Raw genomic sequence first — 25,082 nt, 5'->3', positions numbered from 1 at the left:
TCGCTTCACCTCCGGGTCGCCGTGCGGCGGACCAGCAGATTGACGAGCGTGGCGCCGAGCAGCATCACGCCGAGGAATGCCTTGAACCAGTCGGGGTTCCAACCGGCGTACACGATGCCCTGGTTCACCATGCCGAACATGAAGGCGCCGAAGACCGGTCCGATCGCCGAGCCGTAGCCGCCGGTCAGCAGGCACCCGCCGATCACGGCGGCGGCGATGTAGATCAGCTCCTGGCCGACGCCCTCGCCGGACTGCACGGTGTTGAAGGAGAACAGCTGGTGCATGCCGACGAACCAGGCGCCGAAACCGACGGTCATGAAGAGTGTGATCTTGGTGAAGGTCACCGGGACGCCGACCGCGCGGGCACTGTCCTGGTCGCCGCCGACCGCGAAGACCCAGTTGCCGTACTTGGTGCGCAGCAGTACCCAGGTGGCCAGCGCGGCGAAGACCAGCCACCAGACGACGGTGATCTTCACCTGCACGCCGCCGACGTCGAAGGACGAGGCGAAGATCCTCCTGGCCTGGCCGAAGCCGTCCATGGTGCTGATGTCGTCGGTCGCGACGTTGCCGGTGACCAGCTTGGTGACGGCGAGGTTCACGCCTTGGAGGATGAGGAACGTGCCGAGCGTGACGAGGAAGCTGGGCAGCCCGGTGCGGACCATCATCCAGCCGTTGAACGCCCCGATCGCGAGCGAGGCGACGAGCGCGACGATCACACCCACCCATATGTTCATGGTGAGTTGGTAGCTGAGCATGCTCGCGGTCAGCGCCGAGGTGATCACCGCGACGCCGGACGACAGGTCGAACTCGCCGCCGATCATCAGCAGGGCGACGGGCAGGGCCATGATGCCGATCGTCGACGACTGGTAGAGCACGGTCGCCATCGAGGCGCCCGAGCGCACCGGCGGTGCCGCGATCAGGAAGAAGACGAACACGGCCGCCGCGCCGAGGAAGACCCCGACCTCGGGTCGGGCGAGCAGCCGCAGGGTGAGGGGACGTGGTGCTCCTCGCGTCGCGGTCCGCGGGGGGCCGGGATCCGGCCGGGCGCTCACCACCGGTTCGGCCTGGCGGGCGCTCATCACCTGGTGCCCTTCGTGGCGAACCGGGCCACGGAGTCGGCGTTGTTCTTGTCCACGAAGGCCGGACCGGTCAGGGTCGGCTGCTCTCCGCCGCCGCTGTAGTTGCCGTTGTTCTTGTAGAGCCACAGCGAGTCCACCGCCAAGTAGCCCTGCAGGTAGGGCTGCTGGTCGACGGCGAACTGGATGGTGCCCTTGCTGATGGCGCCGGTGAGTTCCTTGTTGAGGTCGAAGGTGGCGATCTTCGCCTTGCTGCCGGCGTCACCGGCCGACTGCACGGCGGTCAGGGCGAAGGGGGCGCCGAGCGTGACGACGTAGTCGATCGCCGTGTCCTGCTTGAGTTTGGCCGTGATGGTGGACTTCACGGACGGCATGTCGGTGCCGTTGACGTAGAGCGTCTCGGTCTTCCCGTCGAACGTCTTCTTCATGCCGTCGCAGCGCTGGGTGAGCCCGACGTTGCCTTGCTCGTGGACCACGCAGACGGCCTTCTTGGCGCCCTCGGAGTTCAGCCGCTTGCCGAGGGCCTCGCCCGCGACGGTCTCGTCCTGGCCGAAGAACTCCATCAGCCCGAGCTTCTTCCAGTCGCTGACACCGGAGTTGAGTCCCACGACCGGTATGCCGGCCGATGTCGCCTTGCCCACCACGGACTTCATGGCGTCCGGCTTGGCGAGGGTGATGGCGATGCCGTCGACCTTCTGGTCGATCGCGTTCTGGACGAGGTTCGCCTGGCTGCCGGCGTTCGGGTCGGCGGAGTAGACGAGCTTGATGTTGTCCTTGGCGGCGGCGGCCTCCGCCCCCTTGCGGACGATGTCCCAGAACGTGTCCCCTGGACCCTGATGGGTGATCAGGGCCACGGTCATTCCCGGGGTGTCGGCCTTGCCGGCCGCGGCACCGTCCGCGCTCTCCTCGGCCTTCTTGCCCCCCGAACCGCTGGAGCAGCCGGCGGCCAGCAGGGCGGACGCGGCGGCCAGGGCCACGAGGGGGGCGATTCTCCGTGAACGGGGGTGGGGCGTGCGATCCATCTTTCCAGCACCTCACTGTGCGGCCGGGGAAAGGGAACGGGGCGGCGCCGGGAGCGGGGCCCGTACGGGACCCGGACGGCGAGGTCCGGGCGTGAGCCGGTGGAGCGGCGGTTCGTTGGGACGGGATACAAGCCCCTGGAGCACCCGGCTGTCAAGACTTTGTTAAGACATCATTTCAGAAGCAGGTCCGAATGTCCGTACAAAGTCTTGACAGGGGGAGCCACGGGTCCTAGACCTGGATCCACCGGGCGCCCCGTTGCCCGCATCCCACATCGGGGGCGTCGCGACGACCCGGGCCGGCCCTGCCCCGGGACCGCTGCCGAGGGGTGTGCGAACGGGCTGACCGACGCCCACCCCGAACGGAGCCCGACGTGAGCATCACCATCCCCGACCTCGTCACGGTGCGCGCCCGCCACCCCGAGGCCATCGCCGAAGCGGCCGCCCGCCGGACCCGCCGCCCCCTCGTCGGACCCACCGGGCGCCTGATGATCGTGGCCGCCGACCACCCGGCACGCGGCGCCCTCGGCGTCGGAGACCGCCGGCTCGCCATGGCCAACCGCGCCGACCTCCTCGAACGGCTCTGCGTCGCGCTGTCCCGGCCCGGCGTCGACGGCGTGCTCGCGACCGCCGACATCCTGGAGGACCTGCTGCTGCTCGGCGTCCTGGAGGAGAGGGTCGCGATGGGTTCCCTGAACCGGGGCGGACTCGCCGGGGCCTCCTTCGAGATGGACGACCGCTTCACCGGCCACCGCCCCGAGGACATCGAGCGGCTCCGCTTCGACGCCGGCAAGCTCCTGCTGCGTATCGACTACGACGACGCCGGCTCACTGCGGACCCTGGGCACCGCCGCCGGTGCCGTCGACGCCATGGCGTCGCGCCGACTGCCGCTGTTCGTCGAGCCGTTCATATCCCGCCGGGAGCCGGGAGGATTCCGCAACGACCTCGGCGCGGAGGCCGTGACCCGCTCCATCGCCATCGCGTCGGGGCTCGGCGGCACCTCCGCGTACACCTGGCTCAAACTGCCGGTCACCCGCGACCCCGACGCCATGGCCCAGGTCCTCGAGACCTCCACCCTGCCCGCCGTCCTGCTCGGCGGCGAGGTCGGCCGGGACCAGGAGGGGGCCTACGAGAGATGGCGCAAGGCGTTGCGGCTCCCCACCGTCCAGGGCATGGTCGTCGGCCGCTCGCTGCTCTACCCGGCCGAGGGCGACGTGGAGACGGCGGTCGACACCGCGGTCGGCCTGCTCTGAACGCCCCGGTCGCCCTGCTCCGCACGCCCGTACGTCCGTACGCCGTTCACGCCCGTACGCCCGTACGCCCTTCGCGTGAAAGCGGGTACGGGTATCCCGGGCGCCGCACCCACCCGGATCCGCCCCGCCCGCGGAGCCTCGTGAACGCCCCCGTTCCGGGAGGGAGCCACCGTCCACCGCGACACGACCGAGCCGCAGCACACCCGTCCCCTGCCCCGGCGCGCACACCCGTACAGGAGCCACCGATGACCACCGCACACCATCTGCCCGCCGGGACGACCGGCACCGGCGTCCACACCGTCGACGTCTCGCCCGCTTCGGCCGGCTGGGCCCACTCGTCACTGCGGGTGCTGGAGCTGCCGCCCGGCGGCCGGCACACGTTCGCCACCGGCGACAGCGAGTGGATCGTCCTGCCGCTCGCGGGCGGCTGCACCGTCGTCGTGGACGACGGGACCTTCCCGCTGACCGGGCGGACCGGTGTGTTCAAGGGCGTGACCGACTTCGCGTACGTTCCGCGCGACGCCGAGGTCGTGGTCACCTCCCGTGACGGCGGCCGGTTCGCGCTCACCGGCGCCCGCTGCGACCGCCGGCTGCCCGCCCGCCACGTTCCCGCGTCCTCCGTCCCGGTCGAGCTGCGCGGCACCGGCAGTTGCTCGCGGCAGGTCAACAACTTCGGCGCGGCGGGGGTCCTCGACTGCGACCGGCTCATCGCCGTCGAGGTGATCACACCGGGCGGCAACTGGTCCTCCTTCCCGCCGCACAAGCACGACGAGCACCGGCCCGGCGAGGAGTCCGAGCTGGAGGAGATCTACTACTTCGAGTTCGCCCCGCACGAGGGCGTCCCCGGCCTCGGCTACCAGCGGGTCTCGCCCTCCGGCCACGGCATCGGGACCGACGTCCTCGCCGAGGTGCGCGACGGCGACGTCGTGCTCATCCCGGACGGCTGGCACGGCCCGTCGATGGCCGTGCCGGGCCACCACATGTACTACCTGAACGTCATGGCGGGCCCCGATCCCGAGCGTGCCTGGCTGATCCGCGACCACCCCGACCACGCCTGGATCCGCGCGACCTGGCCCGAACAGCCCGTCGACCCCCGCCTGCCCCTCTACACCGCCCCCGAAAAGTCGTGATGAGCACGGCCACGCGCCGGCTGACGACGGCCCAGGCGTTCCGACTGCCCGCGATCCTTCACCCGCCGACCGCGACCCAGCCGCCCGACGCCGCGGACCGTGCCATCGCGTCGAGCGCCGTCGCGCTGCGGACGGCGTCGTCCGGCGTCGCGCCGTGGGACACGCCGTCCGCGATGGACCGCAGGAAGGTGTACGCCTCGATGACCTTGAGGTCGTCGTAGCCCATGCTGTTCGCCGCGCCCGGCTGGAAGGCGCCGTACTCCCCGGCACCAGGACCGACGTACACGGTGCCGACCGGCCGGTCCTGGTAGCCGGTTCCGCGGGCGACCCCCAGTTCGCCCATGCGGCGGAAGTCCCAGAACACCGCGCCCTTCGTGCCGTGCACCTCGAAGCCGTAGCTGTTCTGCTCGCCCACCGAGACCCGGCACGCCTCCAGGACACCGCGTGCCCCGGAGGCGAAACGCAGCAGGCAGTTGACGTAGTCCTCGTTCTCCACCGGCCCGAGGTCACCGCCCGCCGCGCGGGTGTGGCCCGCGGTGGCCCCGGCGGGACGGGGCCGCCGCGGCACGAACACCGCGGTGTCCGCCACCAGTGCCTCGATCTCGCCGAGCAGGAAACGGGCCAGGTCGACACCGTGCGACGCCAGGTCGCCGAGAACCCCGTTGCCGCCCCGCTCCCGTTCGAAGCGCCAGGTGAGCGCCGACTCCGGATGCGCCGCGTAGTCGCTGAGGAGCCGCACGCGCGCGTGCGTGACGTCGCCGAGCTCGCCGGAGGCGATCAGCTCACGGGCCGCCACCACGGCGGGCGCGCAGCGGTAGTTGAAGCCGACCGCGCCCCGGACCCCGGCCGCCGCCACCGCGTCGGCGACCGCCCGGGCGTCGTCGGCGTCCCGTCCCACCGGCTTCTCGATCCAGAGGTGTCGGCCGGCCTGCGCCACCGCCGTGCCGATCTCGCGGTGCAGGAAGTTCGGCGCGGTCACGCTCACGGCCTCGACCCGGGGGTCGGCGAGGAGCTCGCGCCAGTCGCGGGCGACGGTGGCGAAGCCGTGGCGCTCCGCCGCCTCCTCGGCCCGGCCGGGCACCTCGTCGGCCACGGCCACCAGCGTGGGCCGCAGGGCGAGATCGGGGAAATGGTGCGGCACGCGCGCGTAGGCCCGGGTGTGCACCCGGCCCATCCAGCCGAACCCCACGACGGCGACACCGAGCGTACGCATCACGCCTGTCCCTTCCTCGGGCCGGTTCGGCACCCGTGGCGCACGGCCGCGCCGTCCAGGGTGCGTCAGCGGTCGCCGAGGGTCTTCCACGACCGGCCGGCCGTCATGCGCTCAGGCCAGCTTCTTCAGCAGCTCCGTGGCGAGCGGGGCGGCGGAGGCGGGGTTCTGGCCGGTCACGAGATTCCTGTCGACGACGACCTTCGGGGCCCACGCCTCGCCCTCCTGGAAGTCGACTCCGGCCTCGACGAGCCGGTCCTGGAGCAGCCACGCGGCCTTGTCCGCGAAACCCGCCTGTGTCTCCTCGGCGTTGGTGAACGCCGTGACCCGGTAGCCCGCGAACGCGTTGGAGCCGTCGTCCCGGGTCGCCGCCAGCAGGGCCGCCGGACCGTGGCACACGACACCGAGCGGCTTGCCCGATTCCAGCGCCGCGGTGAGCAGCCCGCCCGATGCGGCGTCGACCGACAGGTCCTCCATCGGACCGTGGCCGCCCGGGTAGAACACGGCGGCGTAGTCGTCGAGATCCACGGCGGACAGCTTGACCGGGTGCTTGAGTTCGCTCATGGACGCGACGGTGCGCGCGACCCGGTCGGAGCCCTCCTGGCCGCCGTTGAACTCGGGTGCCAGGCTGCCCTGGTCCATCGTCGGCTCGACCCCGCCCGGCGTGGCGACGACGACGTCGTGACCGGCGGCCCTGAAGGCCTCGTACGGAGCCGCGGCCTCCTCGGCCCAGAAGCCGGTGGGGTGCCGGGTGCCGTCGGCGAGCGTCCAGTGATCGGCGCCGGTCATCACAAAAAGGATCTTCGACATGGTGCGTCCTTCCGGGTATGCGGACCCTGTCGGGCCGGGGTTCCGGCTACCCGTCCAGGTGCTCCGTACACGGATCGTCGGGGGCGGATGCCTCCTCGACCGTAGGCGGGCCGGACGCGGGTGACCAACCGGGGTGCACCCGGCCGTACCGCGTGTCCCGCCGCGGACGGCCGGCCTATCGCGGCACGGGCGTGCGGTGTTCCAGGACCAGCAGCGCCTGTTCCGCCCAGGCGATGTTCGCCTGCTCGAAGGCGCGTCCCCCCAGGAGAGTGAGGTACGGGCCGACGCGTTCGGCGGTGGCCAGATACGCCTCCTCGGTCCGCCCGTCGAGCAGGCGGTCGCCGATCCGGTCGTAGTGCGCCAGCTTGGCCCGCGCCCCCTCCAGCCGCTCGGCGATCGCCGTCCGTACGGCGTCGGCGTCCCCCTCGTCGAGTGCGTACACCTTGACCATCAGCTCGTCGCGCAGGGCGGTGGGCCGCGCGGGCGCCGCGGTGAAGCCGGCCAGCGTGTCCAGGCCCGTCGCGGTCAGGGAGAACACCCGCTTGTTGGGCCGGCGTTCCTGGCGCACCAGCCGGGCCTCGATGAGCCCGTCCGATTCCATGCGGTCCAGCTCGCGGTACAGCTGCTGCGGGGTCGCCATCCAGAAGTTGGCCACCGAGGCGTCGAATCCCTTGGCCAGGTCGTACCCCGACGCATCGCCCTCCAGGAGCGCGGCCAGTACCGCGTGTCGCAATGCCATCCCCCAAGGCTAGACGGCATACACCGGCACGACTAATCTTATGCGCACCTAATCAATTAGTTGAGTATGAGAGGGAGACGTGATGAACGCGTTCCGCAAGGCCGTGGAGGCCGGGGACCTCGCCGCTGTCGAGGAGCTGCTGGCCGACGACGTCGTGTTCACCAGCCCCGTCGCCTTCAAGCCCTACCCGGGCAAGCCGATCACCGCGGCCATCCTCCGAGGCGTCTGGCGGGTCTTCAGCGACTTCCGCTACATCCGGGAGATCGCCGGGGCCGACGGCCGTGACCACGCGCTCGTCTTCACCGCCAAGGTGGGCGACAAGGAGATCAACGGCTGCGACTTCCTGCACTTCGACGAGGACGGCCGGATCGACGAATTCATGGTCATGGTCCGGCCGTTGTCGGCGGCTCAGGCGCTCTCCGCGGCGATGGGGGCGGAGTTCGAGCAGATCTCACGGGAGGCGGCCGGCGCGTGAGGCGTCCCTCCGGCTCCGTTTGAACCGACTCCCGGCGGCTACACGGTAGTTGTGACTTCCACTACATCCCAGCAGGAGCTCTTCCGCTTCCTGGAGGACCGCTTCGTCTGCGCCCAGGCCTGCAGCCAGTGCGCCCGGGCCTGCGCGCTGCGCGCGAGCCTCATGAATCCGGACGGGCCCGAGGAGCAGGCCCTGGTGCGGCGCAAGGGCGTGCTGGCCGCGGAGGTCTGCGAGACGACCTGCCACATGCTGTCCCGGCAGGTCGCACAGGACGAGCGGGACGTCCGGGCCCAGTTGGAGTGGTGCCGTGACGTCTGCCTGGAGTGCGCGGAGGTTTTCGACGGCTTCCCCGGCGCGGAGGGCTCGGCCAAGACCTGCCGCGAGTGCGCGCAGGCCTGCGCGGACTTCCTCGCCACCCTGAGCTGACCGCGCGGCCGCGCCGACTCAGGCCCGCTCCTCCAGTGGACGTCCCGCCCGCACGTTCCAGCGGCCGGCCCGTCCGCTGAACTCCGTGGCGGAGAGCGGCGCCACGTCCACCCGCCAGAACGCGGCCTCCGGCGCCCCTAACGCCCGTACCAACAGGGCCCGTACGACCTCCGGCTCCACCACCGCGACGATCCTGCCGTCCTGCTCGGCGGCCCGCTCCAGGCACCCGCCCACCCGGTCGCAGAACGCCCGCACCGACTCCCCGCCGTGCGGCGCCGACACCGGGTCCGCGAGCCAGCGTGCCACCGCCTCCGGCTCCGCCGCGCTCACCTCGCCCAGAGTCGCCCCGCGCCAGCGGCCCACCTCCAGCCCGGCCAGCTCCGGCACGTCGACGGCGTCGTCGAGACCGAGCGCCTCCGCGGTCTGCCGGCAGCGCACGCTGGGGGAGGCCCACAGCCGGTCCCCGGCGGGCACGGCACCCGCGTCGGCCACCGCTCCCGCGGCCCGCAGGCCCGAGGCGTCCACCGGACTCCCGTCGTCGAAGCGGGCCTCGCGCAGCGCCTCACTGATCGCCGCTGAGATCAGCGTCACTCGGCTCGTCATGCCACCACTCTCACGCGTCCTCGGCCCTCTGCGGACGCAAGAGCCCTGTCCTGTACGGGAATCGTCCCCCCGGCCGGCCGACGGGCCCGCCGCATCCGGTCGCGCCACCCTAAGGCCCGCCGCTCCGAACCCGCCGCGCGCTCCCCCTCGCCCCCGGGGCCAGGTGCCCGCGTCATCACCATTCCCCATTTGTGGAACACGTTCTACCGTGTGCGCCGTCAGGTCGGGCCCGGGAAGGCAAGGAGGCACCGTGCATCTCGAATACACGCCGGAGCAGCAGCGGTTGCGGACCGAACTGCGGGACTACTTCGCCGAACTGGTGCCGGACAACGCCTACGCGCGCTACGGCGATCCGAGCGCCCAGAAACGCTTCTACCGCGAGACCGTCCGGCGGCTCGGCACGGACGGCTGGCTGGGCGTCGGCTGGCCCGAGGAGTACGGCGGGCGCGGACTGAGCCCGATGGAGCAGTTCATCTTCTTCGACGAGGCGGCCCAGGCGGGCGTACCGCTCCCGCTGATGGCCCTGAACACCGTCGGACCCACGATCATGCAGTTCGGCACCGACGAGCAGAAGGCCTACTTCCTGCCGCGCATCCTCTCCGGCGAACTCGACTTCGCGATCGGCTACAGCGAACCCGACGCCGGAACCGACCTCGCCGCGCTCAGGACAAAGGCCGTCCGGGAGGGCGACGAGGAGACCGGCCACTACACCGTCGACGGACAGAAGATCTGGACCACCAACGGAGACACCGCCGACTGGGTGTGGCTCGCCGTGCGCACCGACCCCGCCGCCCCGCCCCACAAGGGCATCACCATGCTCCTCGTCCCGACCTCCGACCCCGGCTACTCCTGCACGCTCATCAACACGCTCGCCTCGCACGACACCACCGCGAGCTACTACGAGAACATCCGCGTCCCCGCCACGCGCCGGGTCGGCCGGGAGAACCAGGGCTGGCGGCTGATCACCAACCAGCTCAACCACGAGCGCGTCACCCTCGCCGCGCACGGCACCATGGCCATCCGTGCCCTGCACGACGTCCAGCGCTGGGCCATGGAGACCAAGCTCGGCGACGGTCGCCGCGTCGTCGACCTCCCCTGGGTGCGCCGCGGCCTCGCCCGCACGCACACGCGCCTCGACGCCATGAAGCTCATGAACTGGCAGATGGTGAACGCCGTCCAGCACGGCACCCTCACCCCGCAGGACGCCTCAGCCGTCAAGGTCTACGGCTCGGAGGCCCGCCGGGACGCCTACGCCGCGCTCATGGAGATCGTCGCCGTGCCCGGCGTCCTCAAGGAGGGCTCGGCCGGAGCCGTCCTGCACGGCGAACTCGAACGCGGCTACCGGTCCGCGGTGATCTTCACCTTCGGCGGCGGGAACAACGAGATCCAGCGGGAGATCATCGCCTGGATCGGACTGGGGATGCCCCGGGTGCGGCGCTAGCGGATCGGCCGGCGCCCTCGGACGGTACCGGGTGCTGATGGAGAGTCCGGTGTCCGGCGGGCCCACGCCGCGGCCTTCCGGCCGGACGTGGTTGTTTGCGGGGAAGGACACGGGGCAGGCGGGGTTGTGTGCTTCGGACCGGAGGCGCGTGCCGAGCGGAGGAGACCCGCGGCCGCGATGTCCTTCGCGGGTCCGCGCAACCCCTCCGTGCGGTGGCCCATCACTCTCGTCCGGGCCTGCGCTCCTTGATCCTGCGGATCGCCCGGACATGCTGTTCAGGAGGGATCCCGCGTGCCGACCGAAAGCACCGCCGACCACCCGCACACCGATGCCGTCTCCGTACCCCTGACCGCCGAACCCGTTTCCGCCGACCGCGGTTACGACGACTCGCCCGAGACCGACGCGCTCTTCGCCCGGCTGTCGGAGCTGGACGACGGGCCGGAGCGGGACACGGTGCGCGACGAACTGGTGCGTCTCTGGCTGCCCATGGCACACCGACTTGCCGGCCGGTTCCGTGACCGCGGGGAAGCCATCGAGGACCTGCGTCAGGTCGCCGCGCTGGGTCTCGTGAAGGCCGTCGACCGTTTCGATCCGGTCCGGGGTGCCTTCGAGAGCTATGCGATCCCGACGATCACCGGCGAGGTGAAACGTCACTTCCGGGACCGGATGTGGGCCGTACGTGTCCCGCGCCGCGTCCAGGACCTGCGCAACCGCGTACGGGTCGCACGCCGGGAGCTGAGCCAGCGGCCCGGCGCCGCCGAGCCGACCTCCGCCGAGATCGCCGCTCACACCCGCCTGACGGAAGAAGAGGTCCACGACGGGCTGGAGGCCATGGAGAGCTTCAGTGCCCTCTCACTGGACGCCGAGACAGGGGCCGGCGACGACGGCTACAGCCTCGGCGACACCCTGGGCAGCTCCGACTCCTCCTTCGACACCATCGTCGACCGTGAGGCGGCGGCCAAGGAACTGCGCCGGCTTCCCGAGCGGGAGCGGGCCGTCCTCTACATGCGCTTCTTCGAGGACATGACGCAAAGCCGCATCGGCGAGAAGCTCGGCATCTCCCAGATGCACGTCTCCCGCCTCATCTCCCGCAGCTGCGCCCGCGTCCGCAAAGGAGCCCTGGCCCAGTGACGCGGGAAAACGGGCAGCCAGGGAGACCGGCGCAGATGAGCCAGGTACTGACCCTCGGTCACGGCGAGCAGCCCACGGGCCGCCCGGCGAACGAGCAGACCCCGCAGCCGGGACGGCCGCTGCGACAGGGGACACAGCAGGCCGTGGTCGAGCGGGCGACGGGCGTGGTGATGGCCTTGGGACGGCTCGACGCGGGACAGGCCGCGAGTGTCCTCTCCGGGGTTTCCCGGCGCACGGGCATCGCACAGGACCGTCTTGCCGAACTGCTCACGGTCTGGGCCCCCACCGGCGACCTGAACCTGGGACTTCGGATCGCCCTGGAAGAGGCCATCCGCGACCAACACCGTGCCGGCCCGCCGAGGGCGGAGCCGGTGCCGGGACACCCGGGTGACCGGTCGGTTCGGGACGGAGGGGACCATGCTGTCTCACGCCCTTGAGAGCGGTGTGCTGGTCCTCACCGTGGGGGACTGCTCCGGTCCCCGGACCGAGGATCTGGCGGCCCTGATCAGCGACCTGATCCACGTGCACGCTCCCGCCCCCGCGGTCATCGTCCTGGGCCATACCGTGACCGGCACGGTGATCGAAGCCATCGCGGAAGCGCAGCGTCGGTGCAGGCACCTGCGGACCTTGATATCGGTGGCGACACCCAGCGCTCCCGCCCGTCGGGCCTTGCAGGGCCGGGCCACGGCTGTTGGTGGTGGCCTGGTTGTCCACGCCCGCGCCGATACCGCCATCGCCACGGCCTGCGCCACCGCGGCCTGACCGGCACCGCCACGGAGCCTGTCGAGGCGTCGGCCGGGCGCAGACCGTAGAGGGGCCCCGAAGGCACCCGGCGCGTCCGGCCCGGCTGAAAAGGGATCAGAAGGTGGGCACCGCAACCGTCTCGGGGTTGACCGCGGCACCCACCCCTGCCGTCACCGTCGCCCGGAGGATGGACACACGGGTAGGTGCTGGTGCGCCTGCCCGTCCGTGCCACGGGCAGGCTCGGCCGACCGAGTGATCCACCGGGCGGGTGTCGCCGGGCGGACCGAGCAGAGCGCCGCCCGCCGCGCGGTCCGGCGGCGCACCGCTTCCTCCGGGTCCGGTGCCGGACACCATCTGCCGGTGTCCGGCACCGGAACCCTTCGCAGTGCTCCCCGCACGTCAGGGTGCACGGCGGAAGCGACTGCGCGCATTGCCGCTTCCCGGCAGCGTTCATTAAGGTCTCCATGCCGGTGAGGCGCCAAGAATCCGTCATCGCCGCGTCAAGATGCGGGGGACGACATGACCGAGCGGGGAAACACCGTGCACCATCTGCACGGCTATGCCGAGATCCTGGCCGACGTCTCCGTCACCGGGCGACGTCTCACCCGCGACGAGATCGAGTCCCGGCGCGCACTGGGGGAGCAGGCCGCGGACGCCGGCCACGGGCTCCGCAGCCTCATCAGCGAACACCTGACCGCCGCTCGTACCGCCTGGCCCCGGACGAACGGCGGCTCCGCCGACATCGCGCTCGGAGCGGTGCAGCAGGTGATAGACGCCTTCGCCGAGGGCTACGAACGCGCCCAGCGCCAGGCCGTACGCCAGGAGGAGGCGGCCCGCCGCGAGTTCATCGACGATCTCCTCTACGGACGCAGCGACCTGGGCCGCCTCGCGGAACGTGCCGTGCGCTTCGGGCTGCGCCTCTCACACGCGCACGCCGTCGCCGTCGCCGAAGGTGCGGCCGCCTACGACGAGGGCGATGCGGTGCCGCGGCAGGTCGAACGCGCGCTCATCGGCCGGTTCGGCGACCGCGACATCCCCTCACCACCAAGAACGGGCGGCTGCTGTGCATCGCCCCCGGCCAACAGGACGACGTCCTCGCCCACTTCGCCAAACAGGCGCACGCGGCCACCGACGGTGGTCGGGTCGCCATCGGCCGCCCCCAGCCCGGCCCCGGCGGCGTCGTCCAGTCCTACGAGGAAGCCCTCAACGCCCTCGAACTGGCCGAGCGGCTCGGCCTCGACGATCCGGTCCTGCGCGCCGCGGACCTGCTGGTCTATCCGGTCCTGACCCGCGACCGCCAGGCCATGGCCGACCTCGTGCTCGACGCACTCGGACCGCTCAGGACCGCCCGCGGCGGCGCACAGGTCCTTCTGGACACCCTGACCGCGTACTTCGAGTGCGGCTGCGTCGCCGCGGAGGCCGCCCGCCGTCTGACGCTGAGCGTGCGCGCCCTGACCTACCGGCTGGAACGCATCCACAAGCTCACCGGCGCCAACCCGGCCGACCCCGCCCACCGATACATGCTGCAGACCGCGGTGATCGGTGCGCGGCTGCTGGACTGGCCTGCCCGGGAGCTCTGAACCCCGCCGTCGGCCGAGCCGACCCGGCACGGAGCACCCGCGTCCCCCTGTGCACCGGCACGCGCCGAGAGGTGGTCCGTGCTGCCGGGGAGTGGTGATCCCGGGGCGGGCAGAGCCGTCGGAACGGCATTCGGGGGAATGACCGGGCGGCCACGGACCCGGCGCGGTCGGCAGGCGGCGACGCGGTGGTAAGAACGCCTGAGGCCTGTCGGCCGACATGACCGGACGGCTTCCGACGCTGAGGAGACCATGAGGATGTCGGCCACTCCCGTCGGACCGCCGGCCACGACACCACCGGATCCGTTCGCCCTGGTCCGCAGCCGCAAGTACGCGGTCCTGCTCGTCATCGCGGCCCTCCTCGGCATCCCGATCTCCGCCGTGGCCTTCGGCTTCCTCGCTCTCGTCTCCGAGCTCCAGTCGCTCACCTACACCGATCTGCCGCGCGGCCTGGGGTTCGACGGGACCCCCTCGTGGTGGCCGATCCCGCTGCTCGCCCTGGCCGGACTCCTGGTGGCGCTGAGCATCCGCTACCTGCCGGGGGAGGGGGGACACAAACCGGCCGAGGGCCTCGTGGCCAAAGGAGCACCTTCAGCGGCCGAACTTCCCTCGATCGCACTCGCCGCGGTGGCGTCCTTGAGCGCCGGAGTGGTCCTCGGACCCGAGGCTCCGCTCATCGCGCTCGGCGGTGGCCTGGCCGTGCTCTCGATCCGGGCCCTGAAACGGGACGTGCAGCCGAACGCGATCGCCGTGCTGGGCGCGGCGGGGAGTTTCGCGGCGGTGAGCACCCTGCTCGGCTCCCCCTTGCTCGGCGCGTTCCTCCTGATGGAGGCCGCGGGCATCGGCGGCGTGATGATGGGGGTCGTCCTGGTGCCCGGGCTGCTCGCGGCCGGGGTCGGCGCACTGATCTTCACCGGGCTGGGGTCCTGGACAGGTCTGGGGACGTACTCCCTGGTCATCGCCCACGTTCCGGCGGCCGGCCGCCCCGACGTCGCCGGCTTCGGCTGGGCGGTCGCCATCGGCGTGGCGGCCGCCCTGCTCGGCGCCGCGATCCGCCGTCCCGCGCTCCTCCTGCAGGCCCACGTCGATCGCCGACGGATTCCGCTCACCGTCCTGACCGGCGTACTCGTGGGCGTGGTGGCGCTGGTCTACGCGGAGTGGACCGGCAGGGCGGCGTCCGGAGTGTTGTACTCCGGACAGAGCGCGCTGGGACCGCTGCTGGCGGACCAGGCCGGCTACACGGCGGGCACCCTGGTGATCCTCGTGGTCTGCAAGGCGCTCGCCTACAGCCTCTCCCTCGGCGCCTTCCGCGGCGGACCGGTCTTCCCGTCCATGTTCGTGGGCGCCGCGGGCGGCCTGGCCATGGCCCATCTCCCCGGCCTGGACGTGACGTCCGGCTTCGCGATGGGCGTCGGAGCGATGTGCGTCGCGATGCTGAAACTGCCGATGACGGCCGTCCTCCTGGCCACGCTGCTGCTCGGCACGCAGGGCATCACCGTGATGCCGCTCGTGATCGTCGCGGTGGTGGTCTCCTACGTGCTGTCCCTGCGACTCACCCCCGCACCCCCGCCGTCACCGGTCCCGGACGCGGGACCCCGGTGAGAGCGGGCCGGCCGTCACCGCGGGTCGGGGATGCCCCGTGTGTGCCGCCGGTGGATCCTGGGCACACCTGACCCGATGGAGCCCGACGGACGCGGCGACCCCGGCCTCTTCGGACCCGGCTCGGTCACCTGGCAGATACACGGCGACCCCATGATGTGGGTCGCCGGGATCCGCGCGCTCTACCTCCAGGCGCTGCACCCCCGCGCCGTACGGGGCGTCTTCCAGAATTCGGACTTCCGGCGCGACGCCTGGGGCCGCCTGATGCGCACCGCCCACTTCGTCGGGACCACCACGTACGGCACGACCGCCGCGGCGGAGAAGGCCGGCGCCCGGGTGCGCGGGATCCACCGCAGGCTGACCGTCACCGACCCGGAGACCGGTGAGCCGTATCGCGTCGACGAGCCGGAGCTGCTGCTGTGGGTGCACTGCGCCGAGATCGACTCCTACCTCCACGTGCTGCGCCGCTCCGGGTTCCGCCTCACGGACGCGCAGGCCGACCGGTACGTCGCGGAGAACCGCGTCGGAGCCCGCCTCGTCGGGCTCGACCCCGCGGGAGTACCGGCGGACCAGGCGGAACTGGCCGCCTACTTCGAGAAGACGCTCCCCGAACTGGCCGCGGGCTCGGAGGCCCGTGACGTGGACGACTTCCTCACGCGTCCCCCCGTCCCCCCGCTGCTCGTGCCGGCGCGCGCCCTGCTGTGGCGGCGCGTGGCGCGGCTCGCGTACGCCGCGCTGCCGCCGTACGCCCACGCGCTGTACGGCCGGCCGGCCCCGCCGCCGGCCGCGGTGACCCGGAGCCTGCGCACCACGGGCACCACACTGCGCCTCGTCCCCGCGACGCTGCGCTGGCAACTCCCGCCCAAGCACATTCTCTCGGCCGTGTCACGGCTCGGCCCCGGCTCCCGCCCTGCCGCGTACAAAGTCGGCTGACGGCTCGCCATACTGGACGGGGCCCCGGGGGAGGGCCCGGGGTCGAGCAGTGAGTGACGGGGGCGATCACACGCGATGGCGGAGAGCAGGCTGATCCAGGGCCGGTACCGGCTGCTCGATCTCATCGGGCGCGGCGGCATGGGCGAGGTGTGGCGGGCGCGCGACGAGTCGCTGGGACGCCACGTGGCCGTCAAGTGCCTCAAACCGCTCGGTCCGCACCACGACCAGGCCTTCACCGGCGTGCTGCGGGAGCGGTTCCGGCGCGAGGCGCGGGTGGCGGCCGCCCTCCAGCACCGCGGGGTGACCGTGGTCCACGACTTCGGCGAGGCCGACGGCCTGCTCTATCTGGTGATGGAACTGCTGGAGGGACTCAACCTCGGCCAGGCACTGGAGGAGAACGAGCACCGCCCCCTCGCCGTCGACGAGGTGATCGACATCGCCGGACAGGTGACCGCCGCGCTCGACTACACCCACCGCCAGGGCATCGTGCACCGGGATCTGAAGCCGGCGAACATCATGCGGCTGAACGACGGCACCGTGAAGATCTGCGACTTCGGCATCGCCCGGCTCGGGCACGACATCGGGTTCACCTCACGGCTCACCGGCACGGGCATCGCGATGGGCACCCCGCACTACATGTCACCGGAGCAGATCAGCGGTTCGGAGGTCGACGAGCGCAGCGACCTCTACTCGTTCGGCTGCGTGCTCTACGAGATAGCCACCGGGGCACCGCCGTTCGACCTGGAGGACGCCTGGTCCATTCTGGTCGGCCACCGCGACACCGTGCCCGAGCCACCCCGCCGCCACCGCGCGGAACTGCCGGAGTACCTGGAGCTGATCATCCTCGACCTGCTCGCGAAGGAGCCCGAGCAGCGCCCGCGGGACGCCCGGGAACTCGCCCACCGCATCGACGCCGGGCGCGGCGCACCCCGGTACGTGCCGACGGTCGTCACCCCCGCCGTCGGGCCGTCCTCCTCGGCACAGCGGTCGTTCCGGTCCGCCACCCCGTCGGGCGAGGAGCAGTCCTCCCACGCGTCACGGCTGCCGTCCTGGACCGAGGGCATGACGACCGGCCACAAGGCCACCGGCGCTGGACTGCGCACCACTCCGCCGGACCCCTCGGCCGGCCTGACCGGCGAGTGGACCGCCCGCCCCTCCACCACCGTGACACCGCGGCCGTCCGCCACCGAACGACCCGCACCCTCGAAGGAGTCGCTCACCGCCCTCGCCGGGCGGCACGACTCCGCACTGAGCCTCGGACGGCGAGGCCGCTGGGCCGAGGCGGGCGAGGCGCACCGCTCCGTCGCCGCCGAACGCGAGCACCTCCTCGGGCCCGACCACCCCGACACGCTCACCAGCCACTACGAGGTCGGTTTCACCCTCAGCCGCACCGGCCGCCCCGCCGAGGCGCTCGGCGAGTACGCCCGGGTCGCGCAGTCCCGCGAGCGCGTGCTCGGCGCCGAGCATCCCGACACCCTCGCCGCCCGGCAGGAAATGGCCTACGTGCTGGGCCAGTTGGGCCGCCACTTCGAGGCCCACCAGGCGTACACGTCGGTGCTCGCCGTCCGCGAACGCGTCATGGGCGCCGACCATCCGGACACCCTGCGCTGCCGCCACAACCTCGCCTTCAACCTCAGCCGGCTCGGACGCCTGGAGGACTCGTACCGCATGGCCGGCGAGGTCGCCGCCGCCCGGGGTCGCGTGCTCGGCGCGACGCATCCCGACACGCTCGTCACCCGCTTCGAAGTCGGCTACGCACTGGGGCAGTTGGGACGATGGACCGAGGCGCTGCAGACCTACCAGGAGGTCGCGGAGAGCCGCTCCCGGGCGCTCGGGCCCGACCACCCGGACACCCTCGCCGCCCGTTACGAGGTCGGCATCAGCCTCGGTCGGCTCGGCCGCAGCGCCCAGGCCCTCGACCTCTACAGAGCGCTCGTCGACGACCGCACCCGTGCGCACGGCCCCGACCACCCCGAGACCCTGCGCGCCCGCCACGGCCTCGGCGTGAACCTCGGCCGCATGGCCCGCTGGGAGGAGGCGCTCGCCGAGTCCCGTGACGTGTGCGCGCTGCGCGAGCGGGTCCTCGGCGCGGACCACCCCGACACCCTCGTCAGCCGCCGTGAGGTCGCCGTCGGCCTCGGCTGGCTCGGCCGGTGGGCCGACGCCCTCACCGAGTACCGTCGCGTCGCGACCGCCCGCGAGCAGGTGCTGGGCCCCGACCACCCCGACACCCTGGCCAGCCGCAACGACGAGGCGCACTGCCTGGAGCAGTTGGGCCACCGCCAGGAGGCCGCGGAGCTGTACCGGCGCGTGGCCGTGCTGCGGCAGCAGCGGGCGGCCGCAGGACACCGCGGCGGCCTCTCCTGACGGTTCCGGTCGTGTCCGGGGCGTGCCCGTCCACGCCTCCAGGTCCGCATCCGGGCCCGGACCCCGGTCCGGACCTGCCGGAGCGCACCCCGGGAGCGCCTCTGCCCGCTCGACCGGCCGCCCGCCGCCTGCCGCGCACCCCTGGCCGACGTAGATCATCACGTGCTACGAAGAACCATGCCTGCACACGAGGGATACGACACCGTGATCGTCGGCGGGGGCCACAACGGACTCGTCGCCGCCGCCTACCTGGCCCGGGCCGGACAGTCCGTGCTGGTGCTGGAGCGGCTGGGGAACACCGGCGGCGCCGCCGTGTCCACCCGGCCGTTCGCCGGCGTCGACGCGCGTCTTTCGCGCTACTCGTACCTGGTGAGCCTGCTGCCCCGGAAGATCGTGCGGGACCTGGGCCTCGACTTCCGCGTCCGCGGCCGCACGGTCTCCTCGTACACACCCGTCGAACGGGACGGACGGCCCACGGGACTGCTCGTCGGCGGGGGCGAGCGCCGTACCCGCGAGGCCTTCGCCCGACTGACCGGTTCGAACCGCGAGTACGAGGCGTGGCAGCGCTTCTACGCGCTGACCGGACGGGTCGCCCGGAACGTGTTCCCCACTCTCACCGAGCCCCTGCCGACCCGGGAGGAACTGCGGGCCCGCGTCGACGACGAGGAGGCCTGGCGCATCCTCTTCGAGGAGCCGGTCGGCGCCGCCGTCGAGGAGTACTTCACCGACGACCTCGTCCGCGGCGTCGTCCTGACCGACGCGCTCATCGGCACCTTCGCCGACGCCCACGATCCGTCGCTGCGCCAGAACCGCTGCTTCCTCTATCACGTGATCGGCGGCGGGACCGGAGCCTGGGACGTACCCGTCGGCGGCATGGGCGCGCTCACCGACGCGATCGCCGGCGCGGCCCGCGGCGCCGGCGCGGTGATCGCCACCGGGCACGAGGTGCTGCGCATCGACACCGACGGCCGGTCCGCCGAGATCGGGTACCGCACGGCCGACGGCGAGGGCGTCGTCGCGGCCCGCCACGTCCTGGTGAACGCCTCGCCGCAGGAGCTCGCCCGGCTCACCGGCGACGAGCCGCCGGCCCCCGCCGAGGGCGCGCAGCTCAAGGTGAACATGCTGCTGAAGCGACTGCCGCGGCTGCGTGACACCTCCGTCGACCCGCGCGAGGCGTTCTCCGGGACCTTCCACATCGCCGAGGGGTACGAGCAGCTCGCCGCCGCGCACGCGCAGGCCGCGTCCGGTGAACTGCCCGCCGCGCCGCCCTCGGAGATCTACTGCCACTCGCTCACCGACCCGAGCATCCTCGGCCGGGACCTGGCCGAGCAGGGGTACCAGACGCTCACCCTCTTCGGGCTGCACACGCCGGCCCGGCTCTTCGAGCGCGACAACGACGGCGTGCGGGACGAGCTGCTGAAGTCGACGCTGGCACAGCTGGAGACGCACCTCGCCGAGCCGCTCGCGGACTGTCTGGCCACCGACGCGGACGGCAGGCCGTGCATCGAGGCGAAGACCCCGCTGGACCTCGAGCGCGACCTGCGGCTGCCGGGCGGCAACATCTTCCACCGTGACCTCGCCTTCCCGTACGCGCAGGAGGGCACCGGCCGTTGGGGCGTCGAGACGCGGCACGCCAACGTGATGCTGTGCGGGGCGGGAGCCGTGCGGGGCGGCGGGGTGAGCGGGGTGCCGGGCCACAATGCCGCGAAGGCGGTTCTGGAGGCCCTGGGCGCGGCCGGCTAGTACGGCAGGCCGGTTCCGTCCTCCTTCCTCCCGCGGGCCGGGCGGGAGGAGGACGGAACCGGCGTGCAGCGGTGGGGCACCTGTCAGTCCCGGGAGGCCACCCAGCCCGCCGGTGTGATGCGCGCGGCGTCGGCGGGGCGACGCTCGTCGAAGACGACGCGCCGGCCCGAGACCACCCGCAGGGCGTCGACGTAGACGCCCCGGCCCACGTACAGCGCGTCCGTCGTGTACCGCCAGCGCAGGGCGAGCGCGGGGTCGGCCGGCAGATCCGCGCCGAGCCGGTGCCACACCCGTCCCGACCAGCCGGTGGCCGTACCCGCCGGATGCTCCAGCGGGTCCTCGGAGCCGTGCCGGGTCGTGAACGGGACGGGCCTCCAGTTCTCGCCGCCGTCGGTGGACGCCTCGAGGACGAGCGGGTCCGAGCCGGGCTCCGTGTCCCACCACAGGGCGCAGCCGAGGCGCGCGGGACCGGCCGTGGTGTCGAGCGGGGGCAGCGTCAGGGTCGCCGTCGTGGCGCTCGCGGTCCCGGCGAACCAGGACGTACGGCCGGACGCGGGACGCACCGCGACGGCACGCGCCATGTCGGTGCCGGCGGCGACCCGGGGAGCGGAGCCGGACCGCCAGGTGCGCACGGGGTGGACGGAGTTGCCGAGCACGATCAGGAACGAGTCGGTCGTCGGGTCGAGCACGATCGAGGTTCCCGTGAAGCCGGTGTGGCCCGCGGTGCGCGGCGTCGCCATCGCGCCCATGTACCAGTGCTGGTAGAGCTCGAAGCCCAGGCCGTGTTCGTCACCCGGGAAGGCGGTATTGAAGTCGGTGAACATCAGGTCCACCGTCTCCGGGCGCAGGATGCGGGCCCTGCCGTAGGCGCCGCCGTTGAGCAGGGTGCGGCCGAGGACGGCCAGGTCCCAGGCGCAGGAGAAGACACCGGCGTGACCGGCGACTCCGCCGAGGGAGTACGCGTTCTCGTCGTGGACCTCGCCCCACACCAGCCCGCGGTCCAGTCCCGACCAGGGCAGCCGGGCGTCCTCGGTGGCCGCGATCCGGGGCTTCCAGGAGGCGGGCGGGTTGTAGCGCGTGCGGTCCATGCCGAGCGGGCCGGTGATCTCGTCGCGCAGGAGCACGTCGAGCGTCCGGCCGGTCAGCTTCTCCAGGACCAGCTGGAGCGAGATGAGGTTCAGGTCGGAGTAGAGGTAGGCCGTGCCGGGCGGGTTGAGCAGCGCCTCGTCCCAGACGAGCTGGAGCTTGCCCTCCCGGGTCGGCGCGTTGTAGAGGGGGATCCAGGAGCGGAAACCCGAGGTGTGGGTCAGTAGTTGACGAATCGTCACGTCCTGTTTGCCGCCGCCCGCGAACTGCGGAAGGTACGAGGCGACGGTGGCCTCCAGCTCCAGGGCGCCCCGTTCGATCTGCTGCACGGCGAGGATCGACGTGAAGAGCTTGGAGACCGACGCGAGGTCGTAGACCGTGTCGCGGGTCGCCGCGATCTGCTCGTCGGCGGGGAACTCCACGCCGGAGTCGGTGCTCTCGTCGTACCCCGCGTACCGCACGGCCTTGCCGATCGGCTGGTGCAGGGCCACGGTGGAGCCGCGCCCGGCGAGCAGGACGGCACCCGCGTACCACGGGTGCCGGGGTGAGGGTCCGAGGAACGCCTCGGCGTCCGTGACCAGTTGACGCAGGGGGCCGGCGAGCAGGCCGGCCTGTTCCGGGGTGCCGTGCCGCAGGGTCCGTCGGCCGTCGGCCGTCGCGGCGGCAGCGGGCCCCGCCGGGAAGGGGCCGAGAGCGAGCGCCCCGCCCACCGCCAGCACACCCGCGCCCCATTGACGGCGTGTCAGTCCGCCGCCGGTTCTGCATCGCGCCTGCGCCGGTCCGTTCTTCGCGCCTTCGGTCATCGGGGATCCTCCCGCTCGGGCCGCCTGAAAGTATCTTTCTGGATCTGCCGTGCCGAGTGAAAGTTTCCCGTCAGGTGTCGGTGTGTCAACCCCGCCCCTGTGCGCGTCGCCGCGTCACGAAAATCTGACGGAGCATCAGAAAAAGCCTTCCTTCGGCCGGAGGTCTGCGGCATCCTGCGGCCATGCAGACGGAGCTGAGCAAGAGACTGGGAGTCGAGCACGCCATCTTCGGCTTCACGCCGTTCCCCGCCGTCGCCGCGGCCATCAGTCGCGCCGGCGGACTCGGCGTGCTCGGCGCGGTCCGCTACACCGCCCCCGACGAGCTCGAACGCGACCTCGACTGGATCGAGGCGCACATCGACGGCAGGCCCTACGGACTCGACGTCGTCATGCCCGCGAAGAAGGTCGAGGGGGTCAGCGAGGCCGAGGTCGAGGCGATGATCCCCGAGGGGCACCGCCAGTACGTCAAGGACACCCTCGCCAAGTACGGCGTGCCCGAACTCGCCGAAGGCGAGGCGTCCGGGTGGCGCATCACCGGGTGGATGGAAGAGGTCGCCCGGCGCCAGCTCGACGTCGCCTTCGAGCACCCGGTCAAACTGCTGGCCAACGCGCTCGGCTCACCGCCCGCCGACGTCATCGAGCGGGCGCACGCCGAGGGAGTGCTCGTCGCGGCCCTCGCCGGCAGCGCCCGGCACGCCCGCAAGCACGCCGAGGCCGGCATCGACATCGTCGTCGCGCAGGGCTACGAGGCGGGCGGGCATACCGGGGAGATCGCCTCGATGGTGCTCACGCCCGAAGTCGTCGACGCCGTCGACCCGTTGCCCGTCCTCGCCGCCGGCGGCATCGGCAGCGGACAACAGGTGGCCGCCGCGCTCAGTCTCGGAGCCCAGGGTGTGTGGCTCGGCTCGATCTGGCTGACCGTCACCGAGGCCGACCTGCACGCGCCCGGCGTCACTCGCAAGCTCCTCGCCGCCGGATCCGGGGACACCGTGCGCTCGCGGGCCCTGACCGGAAAGCCCGCGCGCCAGCTGCGCACCGAATGGACCGACGCCTGGGACGACCCGAACGGCCCCGGCACGCTGCCCATGCCGCTCCAGGGACTCCTGGTCGCCGACGCGGTCTCGCGCATCCAGAAGTACGAGGTGGAGCCGCTGCTCGGCACACCGGTCGGGCAGATCGTCGGCCGCATGAACAGCGAACGCGCCGTCCAGGAGGTCTTCGACGACCTGACCCGCGGCTTCGAGCGCGCCGTGGACCGCATCAACCGCATCGCCGGCAGGGAGGACCACGCATGAGCACCGCCCCCAACGGTTTCTGGGCCCAGGCCGCGGCCGATCCCGACCGCGTCGTCCTCGTCACCCCCACGGGCGAGGAGTGGACCGCCGGACGCCTGCACGCCGCCTCCAACCGGCTCGTCCACGGACTGCGCGCCGCGGGTCTCACCCGCGGCGACGCGTTCGCGGTCGTCCTCCCGAACGGCGTCGAGTTCTTCGTCGCCTACCTCGCCGCCTCGCAGGCCGGCTTCTACCTCGTGCCCGTCAACCACCACCTCGTCGGCCCGGAGATCGCCTGGATCGTCTCCGACTCCGGCGCCAAGGTCCTCGTCGCCCACGAACGGTTCGCCGACGCGGCCCGGCACGCAGCCGACGAGGCGAAGCTGCCCGATGACCGGCGCTACGCCGTCGGCGCGATCGACGGCTTCCGCCCCTACGCCGAACTCCTCGACGGGCAGCCGGAGTCGGCACCGGACGACCGCACGCTCGGCTGGGTCATGAACTACACCTCCGGCACCACCGGCCGCCCGCGCGGTATCCGGCGCCCGCTGCCCGGCAAGCTCCCCGAGGAGTCCTACCTCGGCGGCTTCCTGGCGATCTTCGGCATCCGCCCCTTCGACGACAACGTGCACCTCGTCTGCTCGCCGCTCTACCACACGGCCGTCCTCCAGTTCGCGGGCGCGTCCCTGCACATCGGGCACCGGCTGGTCCTGATGGACAAGTGGACGCCGGAGGAGATGCTGCGGGTCATCGACGCACACCGGTGCACCCACACCCACATGGTGCCGACCCAGTTCCACCGGCTGCTGGCCCTCCCCGAGGAGGTCCGGGCACGCCACGACGTCTCCTCCATGCGGCACGCCATCCACGGGGCGGCTCCCTGCCCCGACCATGTGAAGCGCGCCATGATCGAGTGGTGGGGCCGGAGCGTGGAGGAGTACTACGCGGCCAGCGAGGGCGGTGGCGCCTTCGCGACCGCCGAGGACTGGCTGAAGAAGCCCGGAACCGTCGGCAAGGCGTGGCCCATCAGCGAACTCGCCGTCTTCGACGACGACGGGAACCGGTTGCCGCCCGGTGAACTCGGCACCGTCTACCTGAAGATGAGCACCGGCGGGTTCTCGTACCACAAGGACGAGGGCAAGACGCGGAAGAACCGGATCGGTGACTTCTTCACCGTGGGCGACCTGGGCTACCTCGACGAGGACGGCTATCTCTTCCTGCGCGACCGCAAGATCGACATGATCATCTCGGGCGGCGTGAACATCTACCCGGCCGAGATCGAGTCCGCCCTGCTCGCCCACCCCGCGGTGGCCGACGCCGCGGCCTTCGGCATCCCGCACGACGAGTGGGGCGAGGAGGTCAAGGCCGTGATCGAACCCGCCCCCGGCCACGAACCCGGCCCCGCCCTCGCCGAGGCCGTCCTCACCCACTGCGCGACCCTCCTCGCCGGCTACAAACGCCCCAAGAGCGTCGACTTCGTCGCGACGATGCCCCGCGACCCCAACGGAAAGCTCTACAAACGACGCCTGCGGGAGCCGTACTGGGAGGGCAGGACGCGGGCGTTGTGAGGAGGGCGGGACGGTCGCGCGCCGCAGCCGGCTCCCGCCGGGGCGTTCCGGTACTTGACCTCCCCGTTGTGTGGA

Annotated in this window: 21 protein-coding genes and 1 pseudogene; 15 read left to right on the top strand and 7 right to left on the bottom strand. The window is 72.2% G+C overall.

What is annotated here, in order from left to right:
* Nucleotides 1-5 precede the first annotated feature (5 nt).
* Nucleotides 6-1,079: an ABC transporter permease gene (locus tag B0675_RS30545; RefSeq protein WP_081222840.1), complete on the bottom strand. Its 1,074-nt coding sequence runs from the start codon at nucleotides 1,077-1,079 to the stop codon at nucleotides 6-8.
* Nucleotides 1,079-2,098 carry a sugar ABC transporter substrate-binding protein gene (locus B0675_RS30540; protein WP_081222839.1) on the bottom strand — a complete coding sequence of 340 codons (1,020 nt, stop codon included), beginning with the start codon at nucleotides 2,096-2,098 and terminating at the stop codon, nucleotides 1,079-1,081. The genes B0675_RS30545 and B0675_RS30540 overlap by 1 nt, the downstream gene beginning before the upstream one ends.
* A 371-nt stretch (nucleotides 2,099-2,469) precedes the next feature.
* Between B0675_RS30540 and B0675_RS30535 the strand changes: the two genes are divergently transcribed.
* Both B0675_RS30535 and iolB read left to right on the top strand, forming a co-directional pair.
* Nucleotides 2,470-3,348 (top strand): deoxyribose-phosphate aldolase, encoded by an 879-nt coding sequence (locus B0675_RS30535; RefSeq protein ID WP_081222838.1) that lies wholly within the window; start codon nucleotides 2,470-2,472, stop codon nucleotides 3,346-3,348.
* Nucleotides 3,349-3,593: 245 nt separating this feature from the next.
* On the top strand, nucleotides 3,594-4,478 hold the full coding sequence (gene iolB / locus B0675_RS30530) for a 5-deoxy-glucuronate isomerase (RefSeq protein ID WP_081222837.1): 885 nt from the start codon (nucleotides 3,594-3,596) through the stop codon (nucleotides 4,476-4,478).
* A 58-nt stretch (nucleotides 4,479-4,536) separates the two neighbouring features.
* Here the strand turns inward: iolB and B0675_RS30525 are convergent, their stop codons facing one another.
* From B0675_RS30525 to B0675_RS30515, 3 genes are all read right to left on the bottom strand, one after another.
* A complete protein-coding gene (locus tag B0675_RS30525; protein ID WP_081222836.1) occupies nucleotides 4,537-5,694 on the bottom strand; it encodes a Gfo/Idh/MocA family oxidoreductase in 1,158 nt (385 codons plus the stop codon).
* A gap of 108 nt (nucleotides 5,695-5,802) precedes the next feature.
* Nucleotides 5,803-6,498 (bottom strand): type 1 glutamine amidotransferase domain-containing protein, encoded by a 696-nt coding sequence (locus tag B0675_RS30520; RefSeq protein WP_081222835.1) that lies wholly within the window; start codon nucleotides 6,496-6,498, stop codon nucleotides 5,803-5,805.
* A 175-nt stretch (nucleotides 6,499-6,673) separates the two neighbouring features.
* A complete protein-coding gene (locus B0675_RS30515) occupies nucleotides 6,674-7,237 on the bottom strand; it encodes a PadR family transcriptional regulator (RefSeq protein ID WP_081222834.1) in 564 nt (187 codons plus the stop codon).
* An 82-nt stretch (nucleotides 7,238-7,319) separates the two neighbouring features.
* On the opposite strand from B0675_RS30515, the gene B0675_RS30510 reads away from it, so the two are divergent.
* A complete protein-coding gene (locus tag B0675_RS30510; protein ID WP_081222833.1) occupies nucleotides 7,320-7,712 on the top strand; it encodes a nuclear transport factor 2 family protein in 393 nt (130 codons plus the stop codon).
* Between the two features lie 51 nt (nucleotides 7,713-7,763).
* Nucleotides 7,764-8,138 carry a four-helix bundle copper-binding protein gene (locus B0675_RS30505; protein WP_081222832.1) on the top strand — a complete coding sequence of 125 codons (375 nt, stop codon included), beginning with the start codon at nucleotides 7,764-7,766 and terminating at the stop codon, nucleotides 8,136-8,138.
* Between the two features lie 18 nt (nucleotides 8,139-8,156).
* Here B0675_RS30505 and B0675_RS30500 read toward each other — a convergent pair whose 3' ends face one another.
* Complete coding sequence (locus B0675_RS30500; protein ID WP_081222831.1) at nucleotides 8,157-8,741, bottom strand: histidine phosphatase family protein; 585 nt, start codon at nucleotides 8,739-8,741, stop codon at nucleotides 8,157-8,159.
* Nucleotides 8,742-8,991: 250 nt separating this feature from the next.
* On the opposite strand from B0675_RS30500, the gene B0675_RS30495 reads away from it, so the two are divergent.
* The 9 genes and pseudogenes from B0675_RS30495 to B0675_RS30455 all read left to right on the top strand — a co-directional run bounded on the left by B0675_RS30495 (nucleotide 8,992) and on the right by B0675_RS30455 (nucleotide 20,276).
* Nucleotides 8,992-10,182: an acyl-CoA dehydrogenase family protein gene (locus tag B0675_RS30495; protein WP_081222830.1), complete on the top strand. Its 1,191-nt coding sequence runs from the start codon at nucleotides 8,992-8,994 to the stop codon at nucleotides 10,180-10,182.
* Between the two features lie 345 nt (nucleotides 10,183-10,527).
* Entirely contained in the window at nucleotides 10,528-11,313 is a 786-nt protein-coding gene (locus B0675_RS30490) for a SigB/SigF/SigG family RNA polymerase sigma factor (RefSeq protein ID WP_179165523.1), read from the top strand.
* Nucleotides 11,314-11,348: 35 nt separating this feature from the next.
* On the top strand, nucleotides 11,349-11,750 hold the full coding sequence (locus B0675_RS30485) for an ANTAR domain-containing protein (protein WP_081222828.1): 402 nt from the start codon (nucleotides 11,349-11,351) through the stop codon (nucleotides 11,748-11,750).
* Entirely contained in the window at nucleotides 11,731-12,075 is a 345-nt protein-coding gene (locus B0675_RS30480) for a hypothetical protein (protein ID WP_081222827.1), read from the top strand. The genes B0675_RS30485 and B0675_RS30480 overlap by 20 nt, the downstream gene beginning before the upstream one ends.
* A gap of 501 nt (nucleotides 12,076-12,576) precedes the next feature.
* Nucleotides 12,577-13,637: pseudogene (locus tag B0675_RS30475) on the top strand (helix-turn-helix domain-containing protein).
* 255 nt (nucleotides 13,638-13,892) lie between these two features.
* On the top strand, nucleotides 13,893-15,236 hold the full coding sequence (locus tag B0675_RS30470) for a chloride channel protein (RefSeq protein WP_081222826.1): 1,344 nt from the start codon (nucleotides 13,893-13,895) through the stop codon (nucleotides 15,234-15,236).
* A 75-nt stretch (nucleotides 15,237-15,311) separates the two neighbouring features.
* A complete protein-coding gene (locus B0675_RS30465; RefSeq protein ID WP_081222825.1) occupies nucleotides 15,312-16,166 on the top strand; it encodes an oxygenase MpaB family protein in 855 nt (284 codons plus the stop codon).
* Nucleotides 16,167-16,241: 75 nt separating this feature from the next.
* Nucleotides 16,242-18,533, top strand: a complete 2,292-nt coding sequence (locus tag B0675_RS30460; protein ID WP_081222824.1) for a serine/threonine-protein kinase — start codon at nucleotides 16,242-16,244, stop codon at nucleotides 18,531-18,533.
* 177 nt (nucleotides 18,534-18,710) lie between these two features.
* Nucleotides 18,711-20,276: an NAD(P)/FAD-dependent oxidoreductase gene (locus tag B0675_RS30455; protein ID WP_081222823.1), complete on the top strand. Its 1,566-nt coding sequence runs from the start codon at nucleotides 18,711-18,713 to the stop codon at nucleotides 20,274-20,276.
* Between the two features lie 83 nt (nucleotides 20,277-20,359).
* Here B0675_RS30455 and B0675_RS30450 read toward each other — a convergent pair whose 3' ends face one another.
* A complete protein-coding gene (locus tag B0675_RS30450; RefSeq protein WP_081222822.1) occupies nucleotides 20,360-22,165 on the bottom strand; it encodes a serine hydrolase domain-containing protein in 1,806 nt (601 codons plus the stop codon).
* 182 nt (nucleotides 22,166-22,347) lie between these two features.
* Between B0675_RS30450 and B0675_RS30445 the strand changes: the two genes are divergently transcribed.
* Together B0675_RS30445 and B0675_RS30440 are read left to right on the top strand one after the other, a co-directional pair.
* The gene (locus B0675_RS30445) at nucleotides 22,348-23,460 is read left to right on the top strand and encodes a nitronate monooxygenase (RefSeq protein ID WP_081222821.1); all 1,113 of its coding nucleotides are present in this window, start codon (nucleotides 22,348-22,350) and stop codon (nucleotides 23,458-23,460) included.
* Nucleotides 23,457-25,007, top strand: coding sequence for an acyl-CoA synthetase (locus tag B0675_RS30440; RefSeq protein ID WP_081222820.1), 1,551 nt, complete (start codon nucleotides 23,457-23,459; stop codon nucleotides 25,005-25,007). Before B0675_RS30445 ends, B0675_RS30440 begins: the two co-directional genes overlap by 4 nt.
* The last annotated feature ends 75 nt before the right edge of the window (nucleotides 25,008-25,082 follow it).

This window comes from Streptomyces sp. M41(2017) (assembly GCF_002078175.1).
Lineage (GTDB): Bacteria > Actinomycetota > Actinomycetes > Streptomycetales > Streptomycetaceae > Streptomyces.
This window is presented reverse-complemented; position numbering and strand designations above follow the sequence as displayed.